The organism is Streptomyces sp. NBC_01384 (genome assembly GCF_045040035.1).
Taxonomy (GTDB): Bacteria; Actinomycetota; Actinomycetes; order Streptomycetales; family Streptomycetaceae; genus Streptomyces.
In genome coordinates, this window is record NZ_CP109559.1 from 117,857 (window position 1) to 127,513 (window position 9,657).

Below are 9,657 nucleotides of genomic sequence, written 5' to 3' on the forward strand. Positions count from 1 at the left end.
GTCACGAACGATCTTCCCGTTACGGCTGGTCCAGTTGCCGGCTGATGAAGTCGAACAGCTCCTCGTCCGTGGCGTCGTCCAGCTGGTCGGCCACGGACGCCCCCGCGTCCGGGGCGAACCCCGCACTCTCGTCCGCGTTCTCGACCTCCGAAAGGAGCGCCCTGAGCCGCGTCTTGAGGAGGGTCCTGATGTCGCGGTCGGGCCCGCCCTTCATGATCTTCGCGACCGTGCTGTCGACCTCCGCCAGCAGCACCGCGGCGGACTCCTGCCCGTCCCCGAAGAGTTCACCGGCCAGGTGGCGGGCGAGGTCGGCGGGCGTGGGGTGGTCGAAGACGAGGGTGGTCGCCAGCCGCAGGCCGGTGTCGCTGTTCAGCCGGTCGCGCAGCTCGACCGCGGTCAGGGAGTCGAAGCCCATCTCACGGAAGGCCCTGGCGGGTTCGATGCCCGCCACCCCGGTGAACCCGAGGGCCGCGGCGGCGACGGACCGCACATGGTCCTGGAGCAGCCGGACCCGCTCGTCGGCGGGCGCGGCGGCCAGTTCCTCCACCAAGGCGTACGAGGTGCCCCGCTCCCCCGGCGACGCGTCGGCCGCATCCGCGGTCCGCGCCTCCGGAAGGGCGGACAACAGCGGGCTGGGCCGGCTGCTGGTGAACGCGGGAAGGAACCTCTCCCAGTCCACGTCGGCCACCACCACCGTGCTGTCCCCGAGGTCCAGGGCACGTCCCAGTCCGCTCAGCGCACGGTCGGGGTCCATCACCCGCAGGCCCCGCCGGCCCAGTGCGACGGCGCCCTCGTCGGACACCATGCCTCCCCCGCCCCAGGGGCCCCAGGCGACGGCGGTACCGGCGAGCCCGCTCGCCCGGCGGCGCTCGACGAGGGCGTCCAGGTGGGCGTTGGCCGCGGCGTAGGCCGCCTGGCCACCGCTGCCCCACACACCGGCGATCGAGGAGAACACCACGAACGCCGACAGGGCCCTGTGCCCTGTCCTGTCCCGGGTGAGGGCGTCGAGATGGTCGGCACCGACGGCCTTGGCCTTCAGGACGGACGCGACGCGTTCCGGTGTCATCGCGTCGATCACGTCGTCGTCGAGGACGCCCGCGGCATGGAACACGGCCCGCACCGGGTGCCGCTCCACGACGCGGGCGAGGGCGTCGGCGTCGGCGGTGTCGCAGGTCTCGACGACGACGCGCGCGCCCATGTCCCCGATCTCGTCGACGAGTTCGGACGCACCTGGTGCGTCCGGGCCGCGACGGCTGGTCAGGACGAGGTCCTTGGCACCGCGCCGCACCAGCCAGCGGGCGAGGCGCCCGCCGAGCGCGCCGGTACCGCCCGTCACCAGCACGCAGTCCGGAGCACGCCAGCCGACGGCCGACGGCCCGAACTCCGATGGACTGCCGGGGACAGGAACGGAAACGGGAACGGGAGCGTGGGAGAGGCGGCGGGCGAAGAGCCCGGATTCCCGTACCGCGATCTGGTCCTCGCCCGAGTCCAGCACGGACGCGAGGCCCGCCAGAATGCTCCGGCCCGCGCGGCTCGGCAGGTCGAGGAGGCCGCCCCACCGGGCGGGGTGCTCAAGGGCGGCGACCCGGCCGAAGCCCCACAGGGCGGCCTGTGCCGGTTCGAGGGTCGCGTCGCCGTCATGTCCGACCGCGACCGCACCACATGTGAGCAGCCACAGCGGAGCGGTCAGCCCCGCGTCGCCCAGCGCTTGTACGAGGGTCAGCGCGGCGGCCGTACCGGGCAGGCGGGACAGCACACCGGCGACCGGTTCGCCCATGGCGGCGTCCGACAGGGCACGGGCCAGCCCCGCCCGATCCACCTGAGGCGCATACGTCACCCGCTCGATCCCGGGAACGAACTCCTCGATGCCGTCGAGCGAGTCGGTCCCCGGCGGCTGCAGCAGGAGCCAGCGTCCCGGTACGCCGACGGAGGCCGGCGGTGCGCTCAGACGCTCCCAGCCGACGCGGTAGCGCCAGCCGTCCACGACGGATCGCTCGGCCGCACCACGCCGCCATGCGGACAGCGCCGGCACGACGGCGTCCAACTCCGCCTCGCCCACACCCAGGACATCGGCCAGACCCTGCGCGTCGCCGCGCTCCACGGCCTCCCAGAAGCTCGCGTCCACGGGGTCGGCGGACGGGATGACCGCGACGGGAGCGCCCGGCTCGGGCCAGTACCACTCGTGCTGGAAGGCATACGTCGGCAGCGCGACAAACCGGGCACCGCAACCGGCGAACAGGGCGGGCCAGTCGACGGGAACCCCGTGCACGAACACGGCCGACACGGCCGACACGGCCGTATCCGCCTCCGGCCGGTCCTTACGCAGAACGGGAACACACAGGTGGTCCTGCGTGTCGCTCAGACAGGCACGCGCCATGGCGGTGAGGGTGCCGTCCGGGCCGACCTCCACGAACCGCGTCACACCACCGTGCCCGGCCAGCCACTCGATCCCGTCGGCGAACCGGACGGCCTCACGCACATGCCGCACCCAGTACTCCGGGGACTCCAACTCTCCTGCGGCAGCCGCCTGTCCGGTCACATTCGACACCACGGCCAGATGCGCCGGCGCATAGGCCACGCTCTCCGCGACCCTGCGGAACTCCTCCAGCATCGGTTCCATCAGCGGCGAGTGGAAGGCGTGGCTGACGCGCAGGCGTGAGGTACGGCGGCCGGACGCGGACAGCTCCTCCGCGACCGCCGACACCACCGACTCCACACCCGAAATCACCACCGACCGCGGCCCGTTCACCGCCGCAATCGACACCTCCGCCCCACGGCCCTCCAGCAGCGGCGTGACCTCGTCCTCGGAAGCCTCCACCGCGAACATCGCACCACCGGGCGGCAGTTGCTGCATCAGACGCCCGCGTGCCGACACCAGACGGCACGCGTCTTCGAGGGACAGCACCCCGGCCACATGCGCGGCAGCCAGCTCACCGATGGAGTGACCCACCACGAAGTCGGGGCGCACACCCCATGACTCGACGAGGCGGAACAGGGCCACTTCGATCGCGAACAGGGCGGGCTGGGTCCACGCGGTGTTGTTCAGCAGCTCGGCATCCGCGCCGAAGACCACCTCCCGCAGGGGACGGTCCAACTCGGCGTCCAGATGCGCGCAGACGACGTCGAAGGCATCAGCGAACACGGGCAAGGACTCGTACAGTTCACGGCCCATACCGAGGCGCTGCGCGCCCTGGCCGGAGAAGAGGAAGGCGAGCTTGCCGTCGCCGTGGGACGTTCCCGTCACCGTGAGGGGATCCGTTTGGCCATCCGCCAAGGCCCGCAGGTGCGCGACCAGTTCGTCGTGGTCGTGGCCGAGCACCACCGCGCGCTGCTCGAACGTCGAACGGCTCACTGCCAGGGACAGACCCACGTCAGCGGGGTCGAGATCAGGCTGCGCCTCGATGTGGGCCAGCAGCCGAGCGGCCTGCGCACGGAGTGCCTCGGAACCACGGCCCGACACGATCCAGGGGGCGACGGGGAGCGGCAGCCGGGGCACCTCGGTCGCGGCTTCTTCGACCACCGGGTCCGGCACCTGCTCCAGCACCACATGCGCGTTCGTGCCACTCAGGCCGAACGAGGACACACCCGCACGCCGGGGACGCCCCGACTCCGGCCACGCGGTCGGCTCCGTCAGCAGCCGCACCTCACCCGCGGCCCAGTCCACATGCGAGGAAGGCTCATCGACATGGAGGGTCGCCGGCAGCACACCATGCCGCATCGCCTCCACCATCTTGATCACACCCGCCACCCCCGCGGCGGCCTGGGTGTGACCGATGTTCGACTTCACCGAACCCAGCCACAACGGCCGCTCCCCCGGCCGGTCCTTCCCGTACGTCGCCAGCAGCGCCTGCGCCTCGATCGGATCACCCAGCGCGGTACCCGTGCCATGCGCCTCGACCGCGTCCACATCCCTGGCGGAGAGACCGGCACTGCTGAGGGCGGCCCGGATGACCCGCTGCTGCGAGGGGCCGTTCGGCGCGGTCAGACCGTTGGACGCGCCGTCCTGGTTGACGGCAGAGCCCCGCACCACAGCCAGGACCGGGTGACCGTTACGGCGCGCGTCCGACAACCGCTCCACCAGCAGCACACCGACACCCTCACCCCACCCCGTCCCGTCCGCACCCTCCGCAAAAGCCTTGCACCGGCCATCAGTTGCAAGCCCGCCCTGACGGCTGAACTCCACAAACGCACCCGGCGTCGACATCACCGTCACCCCACCGGCCAACGCGAGATCACACTCACCCGACCGCAACGCCGAGACAGCCAGATGCAGAGCCACCAACGACGACGAACACGCGGTGTCGACGGTCACGGCGGGCCCCTCCAGGCCCAGCACATACGACACACGCCCCGAGAACACACTCGCCGCGTTCCCCGTCCCGATGTACCCGCCGAAATCCGCATCCGACGCCGCCAGCAACGCCGGATAGTCCTGACCGTTCGTCCCCGCGAACACACCCGTCCGACTGCCCCGCAACGAACGAGGATCGATACCCGCCCGCTCCACCGCCTCCCACGACGACTCCAGCAACAAACGCTGCTGCGGATCCATCGCCAACGCCTCACGCGGCGACACACCGAAGAAACCCGCATCGAACGAGCCGACGTCCTTGAGGAAGCCGCCGCGGCGGGTGTACGCCGTGCCCTGACGCCGGGACTCGGCATCCAGGCCATAGAGCGAACCGAGGCCGTCCCAGCCGCGGTCGTCGGGGAAGTCGGCGATGCCCTCGCGCCCCTCGGACAGCAGGTTCCAGAACGCCTCCGGGGAGTCCACCCCACCTGGGAAGCGGCACGCCATCCCCACAATCACGACCGGGTCGCCCGACACCGCCACCGCGGCCCCCGAGGACACCTCCGTGACCACGCCACTCAACTCGCCGTACAGGAACTCCGCCAGAGCGACCGGAGTCGGATAGTCGAACACCACGGTGGCCGGCAGGGACAGACCACACTCCGCACCCAGGGCATTGCGCAGCTCGACCGCGATCAGCGAGTCGACCCCCAGGTCACGGAAGGCGGAGTCGGCGGGAACCGACTCCGGGCCGGAGTGACCGAGGACCGCCGCCGCGCGGGCACGGACCAGGTCCAGAGCGGCCTGGGTGCCCGCCTCGCGCGGCAGGGAGCCCAGGCTGTCGGTGCGGTCCGTCGGCGGCACCGGACGGGCGGGACGGGACGGGGCTGCCTCGGGCAGCTCCGCCAGGAGTGCGCTCGGCCGGGTCGCGGTGAAGGCCGGTGCGAACCGGCTCCAGTCGATGTCCGCGACGAACTCGCCGGCCACGCCCGAGTCCAGGGCCGTCGCGAGGGCGGCCAGGGCCAGGTCGGGGTCCAGCGGTGCCACAGCGCCCCGGCTGCGACGTCGGCCGCCGGTGGCCTCGGCGGCCATGCCGCCGCCGGCCCACGGGCCCCAGGCGAGGGAGGTGGCGGGCAGCCCCTCGGCACGGCGGCGCTCGGCGAGCGCGTCGAGAACGGCGTTGGCGGCGGCGTACGCGCTCTGTCCGGCGCTGCCCAGGACACCGGCGAGCGACGAGAACGTCACGAAGGCCGACAGGTCCTGGCCTCGTGTCAGTTCGTCGAGGTGCAGGGCGGCTTCGGCCTTGGCCCGCATGACGTGCCGTATGCGCTGGGGGTCGGTCCCGCGCAGGACACCGTCGTCGAGTACGCCCGCGGTGTGGAAGACGGCGTCGACGCGGTGGTGCGCGAGGAGTTCGGCGACCTCTTCCCTGACGGACACGTCCACGGCGGCGACGGTGACGCGGGCGCCCATCGCGGAGAGCTCGGTTTCGAGTTCCGCGGCTCCGGGCGCCTTGGGTCCGCGCCTGCTCACCAGAACGATGTCCTCGGCGCCGCGCTCGACCGCCCAGCGTGCCACGCGGGCGCCGATGGCGCCCGTGCCGCCGGTGATCAGGACGGTTCCCCGCGGCTGCCACGGCTGTGGCGGGGTGGGCCGGGTCCTCGACAGCCTGCGGCCGAAGACACCGGTGCCGCGGACCGCCACCTGGTCCTCCTCGCCGGGCGGCGCGGTGAGGACGGCGGCGAGCCGTCCGAGCGCCCGTTGGTCGAGGTCGTCCGGCAGGTCGACGAGTCCGCCCCACAGATCGGGGTGTTCGAGCGCCGCCACCCGGCCGAGGCCCCATACCGCGGCCTGCTCGGGCGAGGTGACCGCGTCGCTGCGGCCGACGGAGACGGCCCCGCGCGTCAGCGACCACACCGGAGCCACCGGACCCGCCGGACCGCCGAGGCCGATGTCCGTGAGCGCCTGGACCAGCGTGGCCGTGGCCGCTGCCGTCGCCGCCCGGTCCTGAGCCAGCGGGAGCAGGGACACCACAGCCGTGACGGGACCGAACTCGTCCTGTGTGTCCTTGAGTTGATCGGCCAGGACGGCACGGTCGGCATGGCCTGTACGGTCTGTACGTTCCGTACCGGAGGCCAAGTCCGCGACCTCGATCTGCCGCAGCTCGGCCCCCTGCGCCTCCAGCTCACCGAGTACGGCGCGGATCGTGGCGTCGGCCCGCTCATCGCGCGCTTGCGGGACGACCACCAGCCAGCGGCCCGGCGGCGGTGCGCTCCCGGCGCCGGTGGCCTGCGCCAGGGGTTTCCACGTGACGCTGTAGCGCCAGGAGTCGGTGACGTGCCGGTCGCTGCGCTTCCGGTACCAGCGCGAGAGCGCCGGGACGACCGCGTCCAGGGCGTCGGGAGCCAGGGCGAGATCTTCGGCAAGGGTGTCGATGTCCTGCCGCTCGACCGCCTCCCAGAACTCCGTGTCGACGAGGGCCGAGGCGAACGCCGGGTCCGTGCCGGGCTTCGGCCCCGGCGCGGACGGGTCGAGCCAGAAGCGCCGGCGTTGGAAGGCGTACGTCGGGAGTTCCACGGCGGCGGCGCCGGTCCCGGCGAAGAGCGCCCTCCAGTCGACGAAGGCGCCGTCCACGTGCAACCGGCCCAGCCCGCGCAGGACGGAAGCCGGCTCGGACCGGTTCTTGTGCAGGACGGGGACGCACACGTACTCCCGCGCGTCGCTCAGGCAGGACTGGGCGAGGGCGGTGAGGGTGCCGTCGGGGCCGATCTCCACGAAGTGTGTGACCCCGTGCCCGGCCAGCCACTCCACACCGTCGGCGAACCGTACGGCCTCCCGGACGTGCCGCACCCAGTACTCCGCGGACTCCAACTCCCCTGCGGCAGCGGCCTGTCCGGTCACATTCGACACGACCGGAATACGAGCCGACGCGTAGGTGACGCTTTCCGCGACCGTACGGAATTCATCGAGCATCGGTTCCATCAGCGGTGAGTGGAAGGCGTGGCTGACGCGCAGGCGTGAGGTACGGCGCCCCATAGCCGCCACCTCCCCCGCGACCGCCTCGGCCACCGACTCCACACCCGAAAGCACCACCGACCGCGGCCCGTTCACCGCCGCGACCGACACGTCCGCCCCACGGCCCTCCAGCAGCGGAACAACCTCGTCCTCGGACGCCTCGACGGCGAACATCGCGCCACCGGCGGGCAGTTGCTGCATCAGACGGCCCCGCGCCGACACCAGACGGCAGGCATCTTCGAGGGACAGCACCCCGGCCACATGCGCGGCCGCCAGCTCACCGATCGAGTGACCCACCACGAAGTCGGGGCGCACGCCCCACGACTCGACGAGACGGAACAGGGCCACTTCGATCGCGAACAGCGCCGGCTGCGCCCACTCCGTGCGGTTCAGCACCTCCGCGTCCGTGCCGAAGACCACGCCTCGCAGGCCGTCGTCCAGGTGCGCGCAGACGGCGTCGAAGGCCTCGGCGAACACCGGGAAGGACTCGTACAGCTCACGCCCCATACCGAGGCGCTGCGCACCCTGGCCGGAGAAGAGGAAGGCGAGTCTGCCGTCGCCGCGGTTCCGGCCGGTCACGACCTGCGCGGTGTTCTCGTCGTCGGCGAGGCTCCGCAGGCCGCTGAGAAGGTCTTCGCGGTTTTCGCCCAGCAGCACGGCGCGATGGTCGAACGTCGACCGGGTGGTCAGCAGTGACCAGCCGACGTTCAGCGGTGCGTGGCCGGGGTGTTCGGTCAGGAAGGCCGACAGTGTGCGGGCCTGCGCGCGCAGGGCCTCGGGTGTCCGGCCGGAGAGGGTCCACGGGAGGACCGGCGGTGTGACGGCGGGCAGCGTAACGGCGGGCGTCACCGGGGAGGCGTCGTGGTCCGGGGCCGGTTCCTGTGCCGTGGTTCCCTGTGCCAGGACCGTGGTTCCCTGTTCGAGGACGACGTGGGCGTTGGTGCCGCTGACGCCGAAGGCGGAGACGGCGCCGGTGCGGGGTCGGCCGGTCTCGGGCCAGGCGCGTGGTCCGGTGAGGAGGCGGACCTCGCCCGCCTCCCAGTCCACTTGGGCCGAGGGTTGGTCGACGTGGAGGGTGGCGGGCAGCACGCCGTGGCGCATGGCCTCCACCATCTTGATGACACCCGCGACCCCTGCGGCGGCCTGGGTGTGACCGATGTTCGACTTCACCGACCCCAGCCACAGCGGCCGCCCCTCGGGCCGGTCCTTGCCGTAGGTCGCCAGCAGGGCGTTGGCCTCGATCGGGTCGCCCAGCGCGGTGCCCGTGCCGTGGGCCTCGACGGCGTCGACGTCCTTGGCGGAGAGGCCGGCATTGGTGAGGGCGGCGCGGATGACTCGCTGCTGGGAGGGGCCGTTCGGTGCGGTGAGGCCGTTGGAGGCGCCGTCCTGGTTGACGGCCGAGCCCCGCACCACAGCCAGGACCGGGTGGCCGCCTCGGCGCGCGTCCGACAACCGCTCCACCAGCAGCACACCGACACCCTCACCCCACCCCGTCCCGTCCGCACCCTCCGCAAAAGCCTTGCACCGGCCGTCGCTCGCAAGCCCGCCTTGGCGGTCGAACTCGGCGAACACGTCCGGTGTCGACATCACCGTCACCCCGCCGGCCAGCGCGAGGTCGCATTCGCCGGACCGCAGCGCCTGGACGGCCAGGTGCAGGGCCACCAGGGACGAGGAGCACGCGGTGTCGACGGTCACGGCGGGCCCCTCCAGGCCCAGGACGTAGGAGACCCGGCCGGAGACGACGCTCGCGGCGTTGCCGGTGAGCAGGTGGCCCTCGATGCCCTCGGGCAGGTCGTGGCCGTTGGCGGAGCCGTAGTTCTGGTTGCTGCATCCGACGAAGACGCCGGTGCGGCTGCCGCGTACGGTGGCCGCGTCGAGGCCCGCCCGCTCCAGCGCCTCCCAGGAGGCCTCCAGGGTGAGGCGCTGCTGCGGATCCATGGCGAGGGCCTCGCGGGGCGAGATGCCGAAGAAGTCGGCGTCGAACTCCGTGGCGGACTTCACGAATCCGCCGCGCAGGGCCGCCGCGTCGGTGCCGGCTCCGGTCAGGTCCCAGCCGCGGTCCTGCGGGAACTCGTCCATCGCGTCCCGGCCGTCGGCCAGCAGCTGCCACAGGTCGTCGGGCGAGCGGACGTCTCCCGGGTAGCGGCAGGCCATGCCGACGATGGCGATGGGCTCGGTCGCCGCGCGCGCGAGGTGATCGTTCTGTTTGCGCAGTCGCTCGTTCTCGAGCAGCGATGCGCGCAGGGCCGCGACAACGCGTTCCTCGGAGGTGGGCATACTCAGCTCCACTGTTCTTGCTTCGGGCTTCGGCGGACGCTTCGGGCTTCGGCGGACGAGGAGAGGGAGGCGGG

The 9,657-nt window shown here is 72.4% G+C and carries 1 protein-coding gene and 1 pseudogene; both read right to left on the reverse strand.

Annotated elements, in window-relative coordinates:
- Positions 1–19: 19 nt before the first annotated feature.
- Entirely contained in the window at positions 20–9,520 is a 9,501-nt protein-coding gene (locus OG747_RS00605; RefSeq protein WP_405885393.1) for a type I polyketide synthase, read from the reverse strand.
- A 12-nt stretch (positions 9,521–9,532) separates the two neighbouring features.
- Positions 9,533–9,583: pseudogene (locus OG747_RS00610) on the reverse strand (hypothetical protein); the annotation flags it as partial.
- Positions 9,584–9,657: the final 74 nt, after the last annotated feature.